The organism is Sanguibacter suaedae, assembly GCF_016342785.1.
In the GTDB taxonomy this organism is placed as follows: Bacteria; Actinomycetota; Actinomycetes; order Actinomycetales; family Cellulomonadaceae; genus Sanguibacter; species Sanguibacter suaedae.
This window is the reverse complement of record NZ_JAEINH010000003.1, coordinates 293,129-311,961: the sequence shown is the minus strand read 5'-3', so window position 1 is coordinate 311,961 and position 18,833 is coordinate 293,129. Positions and strand designations below refer to the sequence as shown.

General features: G+C 72.7%; 20 protein-coding genes. 14 read left to right on the top strand and 6 right to left on the bottom strand.

Annotated elements, in window-relative coordinates; translation table 11 throughout:
- Window positions 1-48: 48 nt before the first annotated feature.
- On the bottom strand, window positions 49-768 hold the full coding sequence (locus tag JAV76_RS05530; protein WP_198733013.1) for an IclR family transcriptional regulator: 720 nt from the start codon (window positions 766-768) through the stop codon (window positions 49-51).
- Between the two features lie 102 nt (window positions 769-870).
- On the opposite strand from JAV76_RS05530, the gene leuC reads away from it, so the two are divergent.
- The 5 genes from leuC (at window position 871) to JAV76_RS05505 (ending at window position 6,234) form a co-directional block, all read left to right on the top strand.
- Window positions 871-2,310, top strand: a complete 1,440-nt coding sequence (leuC, locus tag JAV76_RS05525) for a 3-isopropylmalate dehydratase large subunit (protein WP_198733012.1) — start codon at window positions 871-873, stop codon at window positions 2,308-2,310.
- A 29-nt stretch (window positions 2,311-2,339) separates the two neighbouring features.
- Window positions 2,340-2,978: a 3-isopropylmalate dehydratase small subunit gene (gene leuD, locus JAV76_RS05520; RefSeq protein ID WP_198733011.1), complete on the top strand. Its 639-nt coding sequence runs from the start codon at window positions 2,340-2,342 to the stop codon at window positions 2,976-2,978.
- A gap of 133 nt (window positions 2,979-3,111) precedes the next feature.
- Window positions 3,112-4,428 carry a UDP-N-acetylglucosamine 1-carboxyvinyltransferase gene (murA, locus tag JAV76_RS05515; RefSeq protein ID WP_198733010.1) on the top strand — a complete coding sequence of 439 codons (1,317 nt, stop codon included), beginning with the start codon at window positions 3,112-3,114 and terminating at the stop codon, window positions 4,426-4,428.
- Between the two features lie 52 nt (window positions 4,429-4,480).
- A complete protein-coding gene (locus tag JAV76_RS05510; protein ID WP_307844008.1) occupies window positions 4,481-5,239 on the top strand; it encodes a lysophospholipid acyltransferase family protein in 759 nt (252 codons plus the stop codon).
- Entirely contained in the window at window positions 5,236-6,234 is a 999-nt protein-coding gene (locus JAV76_RS05505) for an NAD(P)H-dependent glycerol-3-phosphate dehydrogenase (protein ID WP_198733009.1), read from the top strand. The genes JAV76_RS05510 and JAV76_RS05505 overlap by 4 nt, the downstream gene beginning before the upstream one ends.
- Before the next feature lie 30 nt (window positions 6,235-6,264).
- On the opposite strand, the gene JAV76_RS05500 is transcribed toward JAV76_RS05505, so the two are convergent.
- Together JAV76_RS05500 and JAV76_RS05495 are read right to left on the bottom strand one after the other, a co-directional pair.
- Window positions 6,265-6,930: an AMIN-like domain-containing (lipo)protein gene (locus tag JAV76_RS05500; RefSeq protein ID WP_198733008.1), complete on the bottom strand. Its 666-nt coding sequence runs from the start codon at window positions 6,928-6,930 to the stop codon at window positions 6,265-6,267.
- 156 nt (window positions 6,931-7,086) lie between these two features.
- Window positions 7,087-8,283, bottom strand: a complete 1,197-nt coding sequence (locus tag JAV76_RS05495) for a trans-sulfuration enzyme family protein (protein ID WP_198733007.1) — start codon at window positions 8,281-8,283, stop codon at window positions 7,087-7,089.
- A gap of 42 nt (window positions 8,284-8,325) precedes the next feature.
- Between JAV76_RS05495 and JAV76_RS05490 the strand changes: the two genes are divergently transcribed.
- Entirely contained in the window at window positions 8,326-9,564 is a 1,239-nt protein-coding gene (locus JAV76_RS05490; RefSeq protein ID WP_198733006.1) for a D-alanine--D-alanine ligase family protein, read from the top strand.
- A gap of 6 nt (window positions 9,565-9,570) precedes the next feature.
- Here the strand turns inward: JAV76_RS05490 and JAV76_RS05485 are convergent, their stop codons facing one another.
- Window positions 9,571-10,065 carry a DUF3515 family protein gene (locus tag JAV76_RS05485; RefSeq protein WP_307844007.1) on the bottom strand — a complete coding sequence of 165 codons (495 nt, stop codon included), beginning with the start codon at window positions 10,063-10,065 and terminating at the stop codon, window positions 9,571-9,573.
- A gap of 91 nt (window positions 10,066-10,156) precedes the next feature.
- Here JAV76_RS05485 and JAV76_RS05480 point away from each other — a divergent pair, with 91 nt between their 5' ends.
- Window positions 10,157-11,128 (top strand): thiamine-phosphate kinase, encoded by a 972-nt coding sequence (locus tag JAV76_RS05480; protein ID WP_198733076.1) that lies wholly within the window; start codon window positions 10,157-10,159, stop codon window positions 11,126-11,128.
- 10 nt (window positions 11,129-11,138) lie between these two features.
- On the opposite strand, the gene JAV76_RS05475 is transcribed toward JAV76_RS05480, so the two are convergent.
- Together JAV76_RS05475 and rpmB are read right to left on the bottom strand one after the other, a co-directional pair.
- Complete coding sequence (locus tag JAV76_RS05475; protein ID WP_198733005.1) at window positions 11,139-11,651, bottom strand: GNAT family N-acetyltransferase; 513 nt, start codon at window positions 11,649-11,651, stop codon at window positions 11,139-11,141.
- A 116-nt stretch (window positions 11,652-11,767) separates the two neighbouring features.
- The gene (rpmB, locus tag JAV76_RS05470; protein WP_198733004.1) at window positions 11,768-11,959 is read right to left on the bottom strand and encodes a 50S ribosomal protein L28; all 192 of its coding nucleotides are present in this window, start codon (window positions 11,957-11,959) and stop codon (window positions 11,768-11,770) included.
- 214 nt (window positions 11,960-12,173) lie between these two features.
- Between rpmB and JAV76_RS05465 the strand changes: the two genes are divergently transcribed.
- The 7 genes from JAV76_RS05465 (at window position 12,174) to rpmF (ending at window position 18,703) form a co-directional block, all read left to right on the top strand.
- Entirely contained in the window at window positions 12,174-13,865 is a 1,692-nt protein-coding gene (locus tag JAV76_RS05465) for a DAK2 domain-containing protein (RefSeq protein WP_198733003.1), read from the top strand.
- On the top strand, window positions 13,862-16,165 hold the full coding sequence (locus tag JAV76_RS05460; protein WP_198733083.1) for an ATP-dependent DNA helicase RecG: 2,304 nt from the start codon (window positions 13,862-13,864) through the stop codon (window positions 16,163-16,165). Before JAV76_RS05465 ends, JAV76_RS05460 begins: the two co-directional genes overlap by 4 nt.
- Window positions 16,166-16,202: 37 nt before the next feature.
- A complete protein-coding gene (rsmD, locus tag JAV76_RS05455; protein WP_198733002.1) occupies window positions 16,203-16,769 on the top strand; it encodes a 16S rRNA (guanine(966)-N(2))-methyltransferase RsmD in 567 nt (188 codons plus the stop codon).
- A gap of 4 nt (window positions 16,770-16,773) precedes the next feature.
- A complete protein-coding gene (coaD, locus tag JAV76_RS05450) occupies window positions 16,774-17,292 on the top strand; it encodes a pantetheine-phosphate adenylyltransferase (RefSeq protein ID WP_198733001.1) in 519 nt (172 codons plus the stop codon).
- Between the two features lies 1 nt (window position 17,293).
- Complete coding sequence (locus JAV76_RS05445) at window positions 17,294-17,815, top strand: ATP synthase subunit B family protein (RefSeq protein ID WP_198733000.1); 522 nt, start codon at window positions 17,294-17,296, stop codon at window positions 17,813-17,815.
- A gap of 121 nt (window positions 17,816-17,936) precedes the next feature.
- The gene (locus JAV76_RS05440) at window positions 17,937-18,506 is read left to right on the top strand and encodes a YceD family protein (protein ID WP_198732999.1); all 570 of its coding nucleotides are present in this window, start codon (window positions 17,937-17,939) and stop codon (window positions 18,504-18,506) included.
- A 2-nt stretch (window positions 18,507-18,508) separates the two neighbouring features.
- The gene (gene rpmF / locus JAV76_RS05435) at window positions 18,509-18,703 is read left to right on the top strand and encodes a 50S ribosomal protein L32 (protein ID WP_198732998.1); all 195 of its coding nucleotides are present in this window, start codon (window positions 18,509-18,511) and stop codon (window positions 18,701-18,703) included.
- Window positions 18,704-18,833: the final 130 nt, after the last annotated feature.

The window sequence follows — 18,833 nt, the reverse complement described above, 5'->3', positions numbered from 1 at the left end:
GCGCGACCAGCGTATTTCAGGAAGGGCGGACCCTCCCAAATCGTCCTGTTACTCCCCGGTCCGGCGCAGCACCTCGGTCAGCCGGTTCGCGGCGGCCACGACGGACCCGGCGTGGAGGCGGCCGGGCTGCCGGCTCAGGCGCTCGACGGGGCCGGAGATCGAGACCGCCGCCACGATCCGGCCGGACGGACCCCTGACGGGTGCGGAGACGGAGGCGACACCCACCTCGCGCTCGGACACCGACTGGGCCCATCCGCGCCGACGAACTCCTGAGAGGATCGTCGCGGTGAACTTCGCCCCCTGGAGCCCGCGGTGGAGGCGGTCGGGCTCCTCCCACGCCAGGAGGATCTGCGCGGCCGAGCCGGCGTGCATGGTGAGGGTGGCGCCGACGGGGATCGAGTCGCGAAGCCCCACCGGCCGCTCCGCCGCGGCGACGCAGATGCGCTGGTCGCCCTGGCGCCGGTAGAGCTGGGCGCTCTCGCCCGTGTGGTCGCGCAGCGCCGTGAGCACCGGGTTCGCCGCTGCGAGGAGGCGGTCCTCGCCCGCCGCGGTCGCGAGCTCGTTGAGGCGCGGTCCGAGGACGAACCGTCCCTGCATGTCGCGGGTGACGAGCCGGTGGTGCTCGAGCGCCACGGCGAGGCGGTGGGCGGTCGGGCGTGCCAGTCGGGTCGCTGCGACGAGCTGTGCGAGGGTTGCTGGGCCGGCTTCGAGAGCACCCAGGACGGAGGCTGCCTTGTCCAGCACTCCGACTCCGCTAGAATTGTCCATAGGTCGATATTGCAGTCTCGAAGGCTGAGACGCAAGCTGGCTCTCCGGAGATCGACCGGGAAGCGCCCGGAACCTGGGTGATCGCACACGAGAGGAACTGTGATGGCCGGCACGCTGGCAGAGAAGGTATGGGACGCACACCTGGTGCGCCGCGGTAGCGACGGGTCACCCGACCTCCTCTACATCGACCTCCACCTCGTCCACGAGGTGACGAGCCCCCAGGCGTTCGAGGGGCTGCGCCTCGCGGGGCGCCCCGTGCGACGCCCGGACCTCACGATCGCGACCGAGGACCACAACACCCCCACCCTCGACATCGACCTGCCCATCGCCGACCTCACCAGCCGCACGCAGATCGACACGCTGCGGAACAACGCCCGCGAGTTCGGTGTCCGGATCCACTCGCTCGGTGACGCAGACCAGGGGATCGTCCACGTCGTCGGGCCGCAGCTCGGGCTGACCATGCCGGGGCTCACCGTCGTCTGCGGGGACTCGCACACCTCCACCCACGGCGCCTTCGGGGCGCTGGCCTTCGGTATCGGGACGAGCGAGGTCGAGCACGTCCTCGCCACGCAGACCCTACCGCTCCAGCCCTTCCGGACCATGGCCATCACCGTCGACGGGGCCCTGCCCGAGGGCAGCACCGCGAAGGACATCATCCTCGCGGTCATCGCGAAGATCGGCACCGGCGGTGGCCAGGGCTACGTCCTGGAGTACCGCGGCGAGGCCATCCGGAACCTCTCCATGGAGGGGCGGATGACCATCTGCAACATGTCCATCGAGGCGGGTGCCCGGGCCGGGATGATCGCGCCCGACGAGACCACCTTCGAGTACCTCAAGGGGCGCCCGCACGCCCCGGAGGGCGCCGACTGGGACGCGGCTGTCGAGTACTGGCGCACCCTGCGCTCCGACGACGACGCGACGTTCGACGCCGAGGTGGTCCTCCACGCCGACGACCTCGAGCCCTTCGTCACGTGGGGCACCAACCCGGGCCAGGGGCTGCCCCTGTCGGCGAACGTCCCCGTCCCCGAGGAGATCGCCGACGAGAACGACCGCGTGGCCGCCGAGCGCGCCATCGAGTACATGGGCCTCAACCCCGGCACCCCGCTGCGGGACATCGCGGTCGACACGGTCTTCATCGGGTCGTGCACCAACGGGCGCATCGAGGACCTGCGAGCGGTCGCCGAGATCATCGAGGGCCGGAAGAAGGCCGACACCCTGCGCGTCCTCGTGGTGCCCGGGTCCGCTCGCGTGCGCCTCCAGGCGGAGGCCGAGGGACTCGACGCGGTCTTCAAGGACTTCGGCGCCGAATGGCGTAACGCGGGCTGCTCCATGTGCCTCGGCATGAACCCCGACCAGCTCGCCCCCGGCGAGCGGAGCGCGTCGACCTCCAACCGCAACTTCGAGGGCCGCCAGGGCAAGGGGGGGCGCACGCACCTCGTGTCGCCGCTCGTCGCCGCCGCGACCGCGATCCGCGGCACACTCTCCTCGCCCGCCGACCTCGCGAACGACGCGGCGGACACCGACGCCCTCCAGCCCGCCTGACGCCCACCACACACCTTCCAGGAGCCACCATGGAGAAGTTCACGACGCACACCGGGGTGGGCGTGCCGCTGCGGCGCAGCAACGTCGACACCGACCAGATCATCCCCGCCGTCTACCTCAAGCGGGTCACCCGCACGGGGTTCGAGGACGCGCTCTTCGCCGCCTGGCGCGGGGACGAGTCCTTCGTCCTCAACCAGCCCGCCTACTCGAGCGGCTCCGTCCTCGTGGCCGGACCCGACTTCGGGACCGGCTCGTCCCGCGAGCACGCCGTCTGGGCGCTCAAGGACTACGGGTTCAAGGCGGTCCTCTGCTCGAGGTTCGCCGACATCTTCCGCGGCAACTCGGGCAAGCAGGGCCTCCTCGCCGCCCAGGTCGCCCAGGAGGACGTCGAGCTCCTCTGGAAGGTCCTCGAGACCAGGCCGGGGACCGAGGTCACGGTGAACCTCGTCGACCGCACGGCGAGCGCCGACGACGTCGTCGTCCCGATCCACGTCGACGACTACACCCGCTGGCGCCTCATGGAAGGGCTCGACGACATCGGGCTCACCCTCCAGCACGCCGACGAGATCACCGAGTTCGAGACGTCGCGAGCGTCGTGGCGGCCCACGACGCTCCCTGCGCGGCACCTCCCGCCCGTCGACATCGAGGCTGCGCGTCCCGTCTCCTGACGGCCGCCGAGGACGCCCCCGCACCGCTCCGGAGGGAACACGGAGCGGTGCGGGGGCGTTCTGCACGTGAAGACCCCGTGCACATCCGTACCCGGAGTAGGTGCAGGGCCCAGGGATAGGCGACGATAAGCACATGAACGATCTGCTCTACGTCAACGGCGGCACCCCGTTGGACGGAACCATCACCGTGCGTGGCGCGAAGAACTTCGTCTCCAAGGCCATGGTCGCGTCCCTCCTCGGGGACACGCCCAGCGAGCTGCGGAACGTCCCGGAGATCCGCGACGTCGCGGTCGTGTCCGGGCTCCTCGAGCTCCACGGCGTCACCGTCGACTACGACGCGCCCGCCGGCGTGCTGCGCCTCGACCCCAGCAACGTCGAGTCGGCGCACGTCGCCGACATCGACGCGCACGCAGGGTCGAGCCGCATCCCCATCCTCTTCTGCGGGCCGCTGCTGCACCGGCTCGGCGAGGCGTTCATCCCCGACCTGGGCGGCTGCCGCATCGGCGACCGGCCCATCAACTACCACCTGGACATCCTGCGCCAGTTCGGCGCGCACGTGGACAAGCGCGAGCAGGGGATCTACCTCGCGGCCCCCAACGGCCTGCGCGGCACCAAGATCACGCTGCCGTACCCGAGCGTGGGGGCCACCGAGCAGCTTCTCCTCACGGCCGTCCGCGCCGAGGGCATCACCGAGCTGTCCAACGCAGCCATCGAGCCCGAGATCATGGACCTCATCAACGTCCTGCAGAAGATGGGCGCAATCATCTCGGTCGACACCGACCGCGTCATCCGCATCGAGGGCGTGGCGCGCCTGTCGGGCTACCGGCACACGGCGCTGGGCGACCGCATCGAGGCCGCGTCCTGGGCGTCGGCGGCGCTGGCCACGCACGGTGACATCTTCGTCAAGGGAGCCACGCAGCCCGAGATGACGGCGTTCCTCAACACCTTCCGCAAGGTCGGGGGGGAGTTCGACGTCCAGGACGAGGGCATCCGCTTCTTCCACCCCGGCGGCGACCTGCGGTCCATCGTCCTCGAGACGGACGTCCACCCCGGGTTCATGACGGACTGGCAGCAGCCGCTCGTCGTGGCCCTGACGCAGGCGACCGGCCTGTCGATCGTCCACGAGACCGTCTACGAGAACCGCTTCGGCTTCACCGACGCGCTCGTCGGCATGGGCGCCACCATCCAGGTCTACAAGGACTGCCTCGGTGGTCGGCCCTGCCGGTTCGGCCAGCGGAACTTCTACCACTCGGCCGTGATCTCCGGCCCGACGCCGCTCGCCGCGGCGGAGATCGAGGTCCCGGACCTGCGGGGCGGGTTCAGCCACCTCATCGCCGCGCTCACCGCCAAGGGCACCTCCACGGTCCGTGGCATCCAGCTCATCGACCGCGGGTACGAGCGCTTCACCGAGAAGCTCGAGGCGCTCGGCGCTGAGTTCAGCCGCGAGTGACTCCACGACGCCGGGAGGCAGCCACCTCCCGGCGTCGCGGTAGCCTTTCCCGGTGACGAACGAGGCAACCCCCGCAACCGGGAACGGCAAGAACCTCACGTACCGCATGGTCGCGGGCGTCGTGAAGCCGTTCCTGTTCATGGTGAGCACCCGCGACTGGAAGGGCACCGAGCACTTCCCGACGGACAGCGGCTTCATCGCAGCGGGCAACCACATGACGAACCTCGACCCCCTGACGTTCGCCCACTTCCTCTACGACACGGCGCGCCCCCCGAGGATCCTCGCGAAGTCCTCGCTGTGGAAGGTGCCGGTCCTGCGGACCGTCCTCGACCGGACCGGGATGATCCCCGTGCAGCGCAACACCGCGGGAGCCGCAGCGTCGCTCGCCGAAGCCGTCCGTCAGCTGCGGGCGGGGGAGTGCGTCGCCGTGTTCCCCGAGGGGACGCTCACCCGCGACCCGGGCCTGTGGCCCATGGCGGGCAAGACCGGTGCCGCGCGGCTCGCGCTGAGCAGCCGTGTCCCCGTGATCCCCGTCGCCCAATGGGGTCCGCAGCTCATCCTCCCGCAGTACTCCAAGCGCCTGAGCCTCTTCCCGCGGAAGAAGGTGTCGATGCACGCTGGACCGCCCGTCGACCTCGACGACCTCTACGACCGCCCCCTCGACGCCGCCGTGCTCGTCGAGGCCACTGAGCGCATCATGGCCGCCATCACCGCTCTCCTCGAGGGCATCCGCCAGGAGGAGGCACCCACGGTGCGGTACGACATGCGCCGCACCGTCAAGGACGTGCCGACCGAGAAGGACCCCTCGTGATCGCCGCGGTCCTGGGCTCCGGGGCCTGGGGCACGACGTTCGCCCAGGTGCTCGCGGACGCAGGGTGCACGGTGCGGCTCTGGGGCCGCGACGAGGCCCTCGCCGCACGGATCACCACCGAGCACGAGAACGACCGCTACCTGCCGGGGATCGTGCTGTCGGCCGGGATCACGGGGACCACCGACGTCCGTGCCGCCGTCGACGACGTCGACCTCGTGGTCGTCGCCATCCCGTCGCAGAGCGCGCGTGCCACGCTCGAGCCGTTGCGGGACCTGATCCCCGACAAGGCCGTGGCCGTGTCCCTCATGAAGGGCGTCGAGCTGAGCACGGACCAGCGTATGAGCCAGGTCGTCGGGGACGCGCTCGGCCTGCCGCCGGACCGCGTCGCCGTGGTCTCCGGCCCCAACCTCGCGGGAGAGATCGCCCAGCGGCAGCCCACGGCGACCGTCGTGTCGTCGAGCGACCCGCAGACGGCCGCGCTCGTCGCCCGGGCGTGCTCGTCGGGCTACTTCCGCCCGTACACGAACCCCGACGTCGTCGGGGTCGAGCTCTGCGGTGCCGTGAAGAACGTCATCGCCCTCGCGGTGGGGATGGCCCAGGGGCGCGGCTTCGGCTTCAACACGACCGCGACCGTCATCACCCGGGGTCTCGCCGAGATCACCCGGCTCGGGCTCGTGCTCGGAGCGGACGCCGAGACGTTCCCCGGTCTGGCCGGCATGGGCGACCTCATGGCGACCTGCGCGTCACCGTCTTCGAGGAACCACACCCTCGGCAAGCACATCGGCCAGGGCATGACGCTCGACGAGGCGATCGTCGCGACCGGCGGCACCGCTGAAGGCGTGAAGTCGTGCCGGTCCGTCCTCGAGCTCGCCCGGTCCGTGGACGTCGACATGCCCATCACCGAGGCCGTGGTGGCCGTCCTCCACGAGGGTCTGCCGGTCGGGGAGATGGCCCGGGGCCTGCTCGCCCGGCCGCAGAAGTCCGAGAAGGCCTGACCCGCCCCGGCGCCTCCGGCGCTGCCGGGATCACCCCGTGGTGTGCGCGACGTCGACCACGACCCGCACGGGGTCCTCGAGAAGGTGCACCCGGAACGGGTGCCCGGCCTCGGTGAGGCCGACGAACGCGTCGGTGATCCCCTCGAACACGCTCCACCCGCGGGCCTCGGTCACCACGACCGTCCCCTCGCCCTCGACGGGGCCGTCGTGCGAGAAGGGATCCGCCCCGCTGTCCATGGGGTAGCCGCTCCCCGAGATGCGCACGGCGAGCGTGCCGTCCCCGGCGAGGTCGAGGACCTTCCCGCTGCCGGCCTGCTCAGCCTGGTCGACGTACTCGACGTACCACCCCGGGGTCCCCGGCCCCTCCATCTCGTAGACCACGCGGTCGAAGCCGTCGTGGCGTCCGGTGCGGACGTCGACGACGGTGAGGGCGGCCCCCGCCGACGCCTCGGCGGTGTCGGGCAGGGTGTTGGCGGGGAACGGCATCTCGTCGGCCGGCTCGTCGTCGGCCGTGTCCGGCGGTGCCGTGGTGGCCGCGTCCGGCATCGGTGCGGAGCTCGTCGACGTGGGAACGGGCTCCGAGGTCTCGGTGTCGGTCACCGTGCTCGACGGTGTAGTGGTGCTCACCGGCTCCGGGTCGGCGGAGCAGCCGGCGAGGAGCAGGAGCCCGATCGTCCCAGCCCCGACGAGGCGCAAGGTGCCTCCTGCTCGGGCCGGGCGCCCGGGTCGCCCGGCGGTGGTACGGATCGGTCGCGTCGTCGTCATCGTCGCCCCCAGGGTGTGTGTCGTCGGTGGTGCGGCCTTCTCCTCGACCCTACGGGCGACGGGAGGGTCGGGCAGGTGGTGCGGGGGTCAGGACTGTTGCGGCTCCGCAACGATCCGGTTCAGGGCGCCGTCGAGGTCGGCCCAGAGGTCGTCGACGTCCTCGATGCCGACGCTCAGGCGCAAGAGGTCGTCCGGGACGGTGAGCGACTCGGTGGAGAACCGGCGGCGACGCTCGAGGGAGGACTCCACGCCCCCGAGGCTCGTGGCCGGCACCCAGAGGCGCACGGCGTCGACGACCGCATCCGCCGCGGCGGCGCCGCCACGTGGACGGACCCCGAGGATCGCCCCGAAGCCATCCATGTCCCGGGCCGCGACCGCGTGGCCGGGATCGGTCGGGAGGCTCGGGTGGCGGACCTCCGCGACGGCGGGGTGCGTCTGGAGGCGGCGTGCGAGCTCGGCGGCGTTCGCCTGCGCGCGCTCGACGCGCAGCGCCAGGGTGCGCAGGCCGCGCAGCGCGAGCCAGACCTCCCACGGCCCGGCGACGGCACCGTGGAGCGTCCGGTACGCGCGGATCTGCTCCGCGAGGTGCGGCGAGCTGGTCGCGGCGAGCCCGAGGACGACGTCGGAGTGCCCGGCGAGGTACTTGGTCACGGAGTGCACCACGACGTCGGCCCCGAGCTCCAGGGGGCGCTGGACGAGAGGTGTGGCGAAGGTGTTGTCCACGGCGACGAGAGCGCCCGCCCGGTGCGCCGCGTCGACGAGCGCGGGTACGTCCGCGACCTCGAGCATCGGGTTGGTGGGGGACTCGATCCACACGAGGTCCGCGCCCTCGAACGCCGCGACGGTCGCCGCGGTCTCGGCGACGTCCACCCGCACGACGCGCACCCCGTGCCGTGCGGCCAGGTCGTCGGCGAACCCCAGGGTGACCTGGTAGGCGTGCCGCGGCACGACGAGGGTGCCCCCGTCGGGCACGAAGGACAGGACGGCTGCGATGGCGGCCATGCCGGACGCGAAGACGATCCCGGGCTCGGACGCACCCTCGAGGTCGGCGACGGCCTGCTCGAAGGGCTCCCACGTCTCGGTTCCTGCACGCGTGTAGAGCTTCTCGCCGGGCTGCGGGACGCCCGCCGAGACGTACGTCGAGGACAGGACGACGGGCGGGTTCACGGGCGCCCCGCCGGTCCGCGCCGGGCGGCCCGACGTGACGGCACGGGTGGCGCGGGACAGGGACGTCTCGTGGCGGTCGTGAGGGGCGTGTGCAGGCTCGGGGGATGAGTGGTCCATGGGACCGAGAGTATGCCTCGCGCTCCGGTAAAGTCGCACGCGATGTCTACCGAACACGCACCCCAGCCTGCTGCTCCGCACGACGAGCACGACGAGCACGACGAGCACGACGAGCACGACAAGCGCGGCGCAGCCGCTACCGCTACGACGCCGTCCACGGCTCCGGACCCGGACGCTCGTGTCCGGGTGGTCCTGCTCTTCGGGGGGCGGTCCGGCGAGCACGTCATCTCGTGCGCGACGGCCGCCGGCGTGCTGCGCTCCATCGACCGCACCCGGTTCGACGTCACCCCGGTGGGCATCACGCGCGACGGGCAGTGGGTCCTCGCGGACGACGACCCCGATCGGTGGACGATCCGCGAGGGGCACCTCCCTGAGGTCGAGCCGTCGACGCACGAGGTGATCCTGCCGCTGTCCGTGGACCAGCGCGCCGTGCGGGTCCTCGCGCAGGACGACGTCCCGCGCGTGCTCGGGGACGTCGACGTCGTCTTCCCGCTCCTGCACGGCCCGTTCGGGGAGGACGGGACCCTCCAGGGGCTCCTCGAGATGGCCGACGTCCGGTACGTGGGCGCGGGCGTCCTCGCGTCGGCCGTCGGCATGGACAAGCACTTCATGAAGCTCGTGCTCGCCGGCCAGGGCCTGCCGATCTCACCGTTCACGGTGATCCGGCCGGGGGAGTGGGAGGCGAACCCGCAGGCCTGGACGGAGTCGGTGGCGCACCTGGGCCTGCCGGTCTTCGTCAAGCCCGCGCGCGCCGGGTCGAGCCTCGGCATCAGCAGGGTGAGCGACCTCGCGGACCTCCCGGCGGCCATCGCCGAGGCGCAGCGTCACGACCCGAAGGTCATCGTCGAGGCGGGCGTGGTCGGGCGTGAGATCGAGTGCGCGGTGCTCGGTGGGCGCGGTGGCTCCCGGCCCCGGGCGTCGCTGCCCGGCGAGATCGTGGTGACGGCCGACGGGCGGGACTTCTACGACTTCGAGGCGAAGTACCTCGCGGAGCAGGACGTGGCCCTCTCCTGCCCGGCCGACCTCCCGCCAGAGCTCGTCGAGGAGGTCCGCGACGTCGCGGTGCGGACCTTCGAGGCCGTCGGTGCGGAAGGGCTCTCGCGCGTCGACGTGTTCGTCACCGACGGGGGGGACGTGGTCGTCAACGAGATCAACACGATGCCGGGGTTCACCCAGTTCTCCATGTACCCCCGGATGTGGGAGAGGACGGGGCTGTCCTACCCCGACCTCATCACCGAGCTCCTCGAGCTCGCGCTGGAACGTCCTACCGGTCTGCGCTGACAGGGATCAGACGCACTGGCGGGTCGCGGGGATCTCGTTGACGGCGGCCGCCAGGTCGACGAGCGCGGCGGTCGGCTGCTCGAGCGCGAGCGATGCCGGGACCTGGACGGACACCGCGGGTTCACGACCGTAGGTGACGAACGTCCAGCCCGCGTCGTCCTGGACGGCGATCCAGTCGAACACGGTCTCCTCGCCCCGGACGTCCACGGTGATCGACTGGCAGTCCTCCGTGGTGGGGGTCGGCGGCTCGACACCGCAGCGCAGCGTCACGGCAGCCCCTGCCTGGCCCCAGGCGGCGGTCGCCTGACCGGACGCACGGACCTTCTCCTGACCGGCCACCTTGCCGGGGACCGCGAGCACGGCGCGTGCGCAGAGCGGGTTGGCGGCGTCGGGCCCTGCGGGGACCGAGATGGTCGCGGCGCACCCCGCGGTGGTGATGGCGGCGAGCGCCGCCGCGAGCACCAGGGAGGTCGAGGGGCGGGGACGTCGCTGGGCTGGCACGGCGTCAACTCTATCCGCCCCCGCCCGTGGCGCCTGCGGGCGTGCACGCGGGTCCTCGGGAGGGGATGGCGGATAGGGTTCCTTCGTGACCATGCCAGAGCTCGTCCGCGACCTCTCCGAGGAGCAGCTCCTCGCCCGGATCTTCCCCCTGCTCCCGTCGGGTTCCTCGACGCTCGTGGGCCCGGGTGACGATGCCGCGGTGGTGGCCGCCCCCGACGGTCGCTTCGTCGTGTCGACGGACGTGCTCGTCGAGGACCGGCACTTCGTGCGTTCCTGGTCCTCCGGTGAGGACGTGGGGTGGCGGGCCGCGATGCAGAACCTCGCCGACGTCGCCGCGATGGGGGCCCGGCCGACCTCGCTCGTCGTGTCCCTCGTGGTGCCCGGGGACGTCGAGGTGGACTGGGTGACGGGGTTCGCGCGGGGCCTCGCCCTGGCATGCGCCGAGGTCGGGGCCGCGGTCGTCGGGGGAGATCTCTCGGGTGGGGACGCGGTGGTGGCCGCCGTCACCGTCCACGGGGACCTCGAGGGGCGTGCCCCGGTGCTGCGGTCCGGCGCGCGCCCGGGGGACGTCGTCGCCCACGCCGGGGTCCTCGGACGGTCGGCCGCAGGGCTCGAGCTGCTCAGGGAAGGGCGCCCTGACGTCGGTGAGGCGCTCGTCACCGCGTTCCTGCGCCCCGACCCGCCGCTCGAGGCAGGGCTCGAGGCGGCACGTGCCGGGGCGACCTCGATGATGGACGTGTCTGACGGCCTGGTGCGCGACGCGGGCCGGATCGCCCGGGCGAGCGGGGTCGTCCTCGACCTCGACGCCCCCGGCACCGCGCTGGCCGAGGACCTGGCCGCCGTACGGGTGGCGGCGGACGCGCTGGGACGTGACGCGACGACGTGGGTCCTCACCGGGGGTGAGGACCACGGCATGCTCGCGACCTTCCCGGACGGGGACCTCCCGGCGGGGTTCAGACGTGTCGGCCGTGTGGTCGCGACGGCTCCCGGCTCGTCCGGGCCGGTGACCGTCGAGGGTGCGCCCGCGGCCGTGGGCGGCGGGTGGGACCACTTCTCGGGATGAGGCGGGGCCGTCAGGCGCGGCGGTAGCGGATCTCGGTGACGCTCTTGTCGCCGTACTGCTCCAGGCGCTCGACGCCGTCCGCGGCGAACCCGTGGCGCTTGTAGAAGTGCTGGGCGCGAGCGTTGTCGGCGATCACCCAGAGCGACATGGGGGTCGTCTCGGGGACCTCGGTGAGGATCGTGCGCATGAGGTCCCGGGCGACGCCCCGCCCCCAGGACTCGGGGTCGAGGTAGATCGAGTAGAGCTCGAGGTCACCGGGCTCGGCGTCCTCGTCCCGGCTGGGGCCGACGCTGGCGAACCCGACGGTCCGCCGTGCGACCTGGGCGATCCACGTCCGGGACGGCTCGTCGGAGAGGATCGTCGTCCACCGCTCCTCGCGCGCGTCCTCGTCGAGGGACGCGAGGTACTCGTCCGGCACGATGCCGGCGTACGCCTCGCGCCACGAGGCGATGTGGATGCGAGCGATGGCGCCTGCGTCCTGCGGTGTCGCCGGGCGGATGGTCACGTCGTCGAGTTGGTCCACGGGCTCAGCCTGCCACGATCGGGGCGGTGAGCCAACAGCGCGCGCCTCCGGAGAGCACGAGAGCCCGTCGGACACGTGGTCCGACGGGCTCTCGGTGAGAGTCCTGCTGGGGAGTCTCAGACGTTGCGGGTGACCTTGCCTGCCTTGAGGCACGAGGTGCACACGTTGAGGCGCTTGGGCGCGCCGTTGACGATTGCGCGAACACGCTGGATGTTCGGGTTCCAGCGGCGCTTCGTGCGCACGTGCGAGTGCGAGATGCTGTGCCCGAAGCTCGGGCCCTTTGCGCAGACTTCGCAGTTGGCAGCCACGGTCTCTCCTGATCGTCATGCACGCCGCGGTGGGCGGCGAATTCAATGGTCTGTGGATGCGGGCCCTCGCATCACCGGTCACGGGCCGGGCCCGTGGGTGGTGTGCTGAGGATGACCGCATGCCCGTGTGTGTCCGGGCAACCTCGATAGGGTAGCCGATGCGCGGGCGCGGTCTCAAGTCGTGTCCGTCCGGACGACCGAGGAGGACCTCGACATGGCAGGACTGGCGGGACCGGCGGGACCGGCGGTGCAGCAGGGCACCGGCGACGCCCTCACCCCCGACACCGTCCGCACCTGGGCGATCACCGCCTGCCGGGCGCTCGGAGCGGCCCGTGGGGTCATCGACTCCGCGAACGTCTTCCCCGTGGCGGACGCGGACACGGGGACCAACCTCTGCCTGACCTTCGCGCGGGCGAAGGAGGAGGTCGACCGGCAGTCGGCCGGGGCGTCCGTCGGTGCCCTCCTCGCCGCGCTCGCCCACGGTGCGCTCCTCGGCGCACGGGGCAACTCCGGTGTCATCCTCAGCGAGTACCTCCGTGGGCTCGCCGTGGGCGCGGCGGACGACGTCGTCGACGCGGTGGTGACGGCCCGGGCTCTCGCGGGGGCGTCCGAGGCGGCGGGCCGCGCCGTCGCCGACCCCAGGCGCGGGACCATCCTCAGCGCGGCCGAGGTCGCCGCCGCGTGCGCCGCGACGGCGCTGGCGGACGGGAGCGACGTCGTGGGCGTCCTCACGGCGGCGCGGGACGGTGCGCGGCAGGCGCTCGGGCGCAGCGCGGACGAGCTCGACGTCCTGCGCGCGGCGAACGTGCTCGACGCCGGCGCGTACGGGCTGTCCCTGGTCCTCGACGCGCTCTGCGTCGCGGCCGGTACCGGTTCGACGGCGGGTGCCTTGTCGGAGGGTCAGGGCACCGTCGTCCTCATGGGCTCCCTCTCCGCCCCTGAGCAGAGCGCCGACCGAGCGTTGGCGCGTCCTGGCCGTCCCGCCGTGGACGGCGAGTTCGAGGTGGTCCTCGTCGTCGAGCACCGGGACGGCGCGGACCGGGTCGCTGCGTCGCGCGACGTCGGGGGTCGCCTGCGTCGGGACCTCCAGGAGCTGGGGGAGTCGGTCGTCGTGGTGGGAGGCGACGTGCCTGGCCCCGCGGCCGCCCCAGGGGGCGCGATGTGGCAGGTCCACGTGCACACCGACCGTCCCGAGGACGTGGTGCGCGTCGTCGCCCGCGATGAGGACGGCCGACGTCCGACGGTCCGGCAGGTGGTCGTCCGCAGCCTCGCGCTCCAGGTCGTAGGGCCCCGGGACGCCGGTCCCGGGTCGGGTGGCGTGGTCGCCTGCACGACGGCGCCCGGCCTCGTCGCGGACCTCGCGCGCAGCGGTGCCGTCGTGGTCCTGCGCGTCGACGAGGACGTCACCACCGCCGACCTGCGCCGCGCGGTGCTCGAGACCGGTGAGGACCGCGTCCTCGTCCTCCCCGTCGACGAGTCCTCCTACGAGGCGGCACGCGCTCTCGCGGCCACGGGTGACGGTGACGAAGCGCCCGACGCTCTCCCCAGGGTGACCGTCGCCCCGCCGCGCACCGACCTCCACGTCGTCGCCGCCCTCGCGGCATGGGCCGGCGCACCGCAGACCGACCGCGTCACCGAGGCGCTCGACGCCGCCGGGTCGGTGCACGTCGCCTCCGTGGGAGGGCTCACGGTCGCAGCGGCCGGTGCGACCGTGGCGGGACGCGTCGCAGGGGCGACGGCGGGCGCCGAGGTCCTCCTCACGCTCCTCGTGGACGAGGAGGCGGACGCGACGGTGGTCGACGAGGTCGTCGCTCGCGCGCAGGACGCGAGACCCGGCACCGAGGTCCTCCTCCTGCGCTCCGGTCGGGCGTCGACGGACGTGCTCGTCGGGACGGAGGAGCTGTGAGCGCGGCACCGACGCCCGGAGAGGCGTGGGGCGAGGGCCCCGCGGACCGCCTCCACGAGCCTCTCGCCACGGTCCTCGGCGCACGCACGGCCGGGCCGCTCGCCAAGCTCGGTCTCCGCACCACCGGCGACCTGCTGCGCCACTACCCGCGCCGGTACGGCGAGCCCGGCCGCATGACGGACATGAGCGAGCTCGCCGTCGGCGAGCACGTGACGGTCGTCGCACGCGTGGCCACCGCCACCGTGCGGCAGATGCGCTCCCGCGGCGGGGCGATGCTGCAGGCGGTCGTCACCGACGGGACCCACCGTCTCGCGCTGACGTTCTTCGCCAAGCGACCCGGTGTCCTGCGCGTCCACGAGGACCGGCTGCGGCCCGGGCGCACCGGGTTCTTCACCGGGATCGTCTCCGAGTACCGCGGCGAGCGCCAGCTCACGCACCCGGACTACCTGCTCGTCGGCGTCGACGCGGACGACGAGTCCTCCGCACTCGCGGAGGCGGGCCGCCCCGTCCCCATCTACCCCGCGAGCGCCTCCGCGCCGACGTGGCGCGTCGAGCGCGCCGTGCGCACCGTCCTCGGCCCGCTGACACCGGCCGACGTGCCCGACCCCGTCCCGGACGACGTGCTCCTGGCCCGGGGGCTCGTCGGGCTGCACCAGGCGTTCCTCGACGTCCACGAGCCCGCCGACGCCGCCCAGGCGGAGCGCGGACGGGACCGGCTGCGGTACGAGGAGGCGTTCGTCCTCCAGGCGGCGCTCGCCCGGCGACGGTCGCAGGTCGCCCACCTCGAGGCGGTGCCCCGTCCGCTCCGCGGCCCCGGTGACGGAGCGAGCATCCTCGCGGACTTCGACGCCGCGCTCCCGTTCTCCCTCACCGAGGGCCAGCGCGCGGTCAATGAGGAGCTGGCCCGCGAGCTGGCGCTCCCACGGCCCATGCAACGTCTCCTCCAGGGTGAGGTGGGGTCCGGAAAGACGGTCGTGGCGTTGCGGGCCATGCTCCAGGTGGTCGACGCCGGTGGCCAGGCCGCGCTCCTCGCCCCGACCGAGGTGCTCGCCGCGCAGCACGCCCGCACCCTCGCCGCGCTCCTGGGCGACCTCGCCGAGCACGGCCTGCTCGGCGGGCGCGAGCACGGCACCCGGGTGGCGCTCCTCACGGGCTCCCAGAGCACCGCGGCGCGCAGGAAGAACCTCCTCGACGCGGCGAGCGGCGCTGCGGGGATCGTCGTCGGGACGCACGCGCTCCTCGGCGACACCGTCCAGTTCGCGGACCTCGGCCTCGTGGTGGTCGACGAGCAGCACCGGTTCGGCGTCGAGCAGCGTGACGCGCTGCGCGCCAAGGCCGAGCGGGTCCCACACCTCCTCGTCATGACGGCGACCCCCATCCCGCGGACGGTCGCGATGACGGTCTTCGGCGACCTCGAGACCTCGACCCTTCGTGAGGTGCCCGCCGGGCGGGCCGGGATCACCACGCACGTGGTGCCCGCGGACAACGCGGCGTGGATGGCGCGCACCTGGTCACGCGTCCGCGAGGAGGTCGACGCCGGGCGCCGCGCCTACGTGGTGTGCCCGCGCATCACCCCGGACGACCCGTCGGGCGCTCCTTCCCGGCCGCAGCAGGAGGACGACGTCCCCGATCTCCTCGACGGGCTCACGGCCCTCGACGAGGAGGCCGGCGACGACGCGCGCGCACCCTTGCGGGCGGTCCTCGAGGTCGTCGACGCGCTGCGGGCGGAGCCTGCGCTCGCCGGCGTGCGGACGGGCGTGCTCCACGGGCAGATGACCCCGGCCGACAAGGAGTCCGCGATGGCCGCCTTCACCGCTGGCGACCTCGACGTCCTCGTCTCGACGACCGTCATCGAGGTCGGTGTCGACGTGCCCAGCGCGACCGTCATGGTGATCCTCGACGCGGACCGGTTCGGGATCTCCCAGCTCCACCAGCTGCGCGGGCGCGTCGGCCGGGGGAGCGACCCGGGGCTCTGCCTCCTCGTGTCGCGGGCGGCCCCCGGCTCGCCGGCGGGGGAGCGTCTCGCGACCCTCGCCGCGACGACCGACGGCTTCGAGCTCGCCGCAGCCGACCTCGAGATGCGGAGCGAGGGCGACGTCCTCGGCGCCGCGCAGTCCGGGCGGTCGAGCTCTCTGCGGCTCCTGCGGGTCGTCAAGGACGCCGACGTCATCGCCGTCGCCCGGGAGGACGCCGCCCGGGTGGTCGCTGCCGACCCGGGCCTCGACGGGGCGCCGGCCCTGCGCGAGGCCATCGCCGAACGCCTCGACGGGGAGCGCGAGGAGTTCCTCGACCGCACCTGACCGCACCTGACCGCAAGCGCCTCGGTAGGCTGGTCCGGTGACGCGCATCGTGGCAGGGACGGTCGGGGGCCGAGGACTGGCGGTGCCCCCCAGGGGCACCCGCCCGACCAGCGACCGGGTCCGGGAGGCGATCTTCTCGCGCCTCGAGCACTACGGCGTGCTCGACGACGCCCGGGTCCTCGACCTCTACGCCGGGTCCGGCGCCCTCGGCCTCGAGGCCGCGAGCCGTGGTGCCCGGACGGTGGTCCTCGTCGACTCCGCACGGGCCGCCACCGCCGTGTGCTCGAGGAACGTCACCGCGCTCGGCCTCCCCGGGGTGCAGGTCGTCACGGACCGCGCGGAGCGGTACGCGACCCTCCCCGCAGCCCACCCCTGGGACGTCGTCTTCCTCGACCCCCCGTACGACGTGACCGACGCGACGGTCGCCGACGTCCTCGCCTCCCTCGAGGCCGCGCTCGCGGACGACGGGATCGTCGTCGTCGAACGCTCCGGCCGGTCGCCCGAGCCGTCGTGGCCGCCCTCGTGGCGGCTCGTCGCGTCCAGGACGTACGGCGACACCGCGGTCTACTACGCCGAGCGCGACACCGACGGTGCACTACCGTGAGACCGTGACTCTCGCTGTCTGCCCCGGGTCCTTCGACCCCATCACCCTGGGCCACCTCGACATCGTCCGCCGGGCGCGGAGCATGTTCGACGAGGTGGTCGTGGGGGTCGCCCGGAACTCCTCGAAGGCCCCCCTCCTCGACGTCGAGCAGCGGGTGGCGCTGGCACGGGCCGCGCTCGCGGACGTCGACGGGGTGCGTGTCGAGGTGGTGCCCGGGCTCCTCGCCGACTTCTGCCGGTCCCTCGGTGCGTCCGCCGTGGTGAAGGGGCTGCGGGGCGGTGCGGACTTCGACGCGGAGCTCCCGATGGCGCTCATGAACCGCCACCTGGTCGGCGTCGAGACGGTGTTCGTCCCCGGCGACCCGGCTCTCGCGCACGTCGCCTCGTCGTTGGTCAAGGACGTCGCCCGGCACGGAGGCACGATCACGGATCTGGTGCCGGACGGCGTTGCCTCCGCCGTGCGGACCGCACTGGGTGGCACGGTGGGCGCCGGGAACGCCCCCGGTCCCGCGGACGAGGAGTGAGATGAGCAGCGACGACGTGAACGAGATCTACGTGGAGGGTGAGCACGTCGGTGTGCCGGCGCTGCTCGACGCGCTGACGGACATCGTCGAGCGGGCGCGGGCCATGCCGATGTCCTCCTCCGTGCTGGTGAACCGCAACGAGGCCCTCGACCTCATCGACGAGCTCCGCGAGGCGCTGCCGACGCAGCTGACCCGCGCGGACGAGGTGCTCTCGGACGCCGACCACGTCCTCGAGGGCGCGCAGGCCGAGGCAGAGGACATCATCCGGACGGCGCGCGAGCGCGCCGCGCAGCTCGTGGACCAGCAGCAGGTGGTCCTGCAGGCTGAGACCCGTGCGCGCGAGATCGTGGCGGAGGCCGAGGCGACGGCGGCGAAGCTGCGCCACGAGGCGGACGACTACTGCGACCGGCGGCTCGCGGAGTTCGAGATCGACCTCGGCAAGATCATCACGCAGGTCCAGGCCGGCCGGGCGAAGCTCGCCGAACGCCTCGGGGAGGACGTCGGGGACCGCGGCGGGGCGTGACCGTCCGGGCGTGCTCGACCGCCGGGCGCTGAGTTGGGTTCTGCGCGGTCGATGACGTAGCATTGCCTGTTGGTCCTGCTACTCATGGCACGGACCGAGATCCCACCTGTCTGGACGTACCATGGAGCGACCCATCACTCTTGACCCCCGTTCGCCGCTCGTCATCGACACCCACGAGCTCAGCAGACGACCCGGGTCCATGCGGTCGGTCGATCGGACCGTCGCGGCTCCTGCGGATCTCGGGACGGTCGTGATCGGCATCCCCGAAGGCACCGAGCTCGACGTCTCCCTGAGGCTCGAAGCGGTGATGGAAGGGGTCCTGGTCTCCGGTTCGGTCGCTGGTCGAGCGGTCGGCGAGTGCGTGCGGTGCCTGGAGGAGGTCGTCGAGGACATCGACATCCCCGTCCAGGAGCTGTTCGTGTACGCCGAGCGCGCCGATGCGGCGTCGGAGGCGGGGGACGAGGAGGACGAGGTGCGTGTGCTCGAGGGCGATCTGATCGACATCGAGCCGGTGCTTCGGGATTCGGTGGTCACTGCACTACCATTCCAACCGTTGTGCTCGTCGGACTGCCCGGGTCTGTGCTCTGAGTGTGGAGCGCGCCTGGCGGACGACCCCGAGCACGGCCATGACGTGATCGACCCCCGGTGGTCGACTCTGCAGAGCATGTTCAACGAGACGAAAGAGAGCTAGCCGTGGCTGTTCCGAAGCGCAAGATGTCGCGCAGCAACACCCGTGCGCGTCGTTCGCAGTGGAAGACGACCGCCGCGAACCTCACCACGTGCCCGCAGTGCAAGGGCGACAAGCTGTCGCACGCTGCTTGCCCCACGTGTGGCACCTACAAGGGTCGCCAGTACGCCGAGGCGATGCGGACCGAGCACGCGAACTGATCCTGCCGACGCTCACGCGTCGACCGGAAGGTCGTAGAGGGGTACACCGGTGACACCGAAGACTCGACGTCAGGTCACGCCGGCTGCTCAGCTCATCGAGAAGCTCGGGGTCCCCCATGAACCCGCGCGT

Coding starts and splice junctions, on each gene's coding strand:
- JAV76_RS05445 (WP_198733000.1), top strand. CDS start 17,294: ATGAGCAGCGACGACGTGAACGAGATCTACGTGGAGGGTGAGCACGTC.
- leuC (WP_198733012.1), top strand. CDS start 871: ATGGCCGGCACGCTGGCAGAGAAGGTATGGGACGCACACCTGGTGCGC.
- JAV76_RS05480 (WP_198733076.1), top strand. CDS start 10,157: ATGCCAGAGCTCGTCCGCGACCTCTCCGAGGAGCAGCTCCTCGCCCGG.
- JAV76_RS05465 (WP_198733003.1), top strand. CDS start 12,174: ATGGCAGGACTGGCGGGACCGGCGGGACCGGCGGTGCAGCAGGGCACC.
- leuD (WP_198733011.1), top strand. CDS start 2,340: ATGGAGAAGTTCACGACGCACACCGGGGTGGGCGTGCCGCTGCGGCGC.
- JAV76_RS05490 (WP_198733006.1), top strand. CDS start 8,326: ATGTCTACCGAACACGCACCCCAGCCTGCTGCTCCGCACGACGAGCAC.
- murA (WP_198733010.1), top strand. CDS start 3,112: ATGAACGATCTGCTCTACGTCAACGGCGGCACCCCGTTGGACGGAACC.
- JAV76_RS05530 (WP_198733013.1), bottom strand. CDS start 768: ATGGACAATTCTAGCGGAGTCGGAGTGCTGGACAAGGCAGCCTCCGTC.
- JAV76_RS05495 (WP_198733007.1), bottom strand. CDS start 8,283: ATGGACCACTCATCCCCCGAGCCTGCACACGCCCCTCACGACCGCCAC.
- JAV76_RS05440 (WP_198732999.1), top strand. CDS start 17,937: ATGGAGCGACCCATCACTCTTGACCCCCGTTCGCCGCTCGTCATCGAC.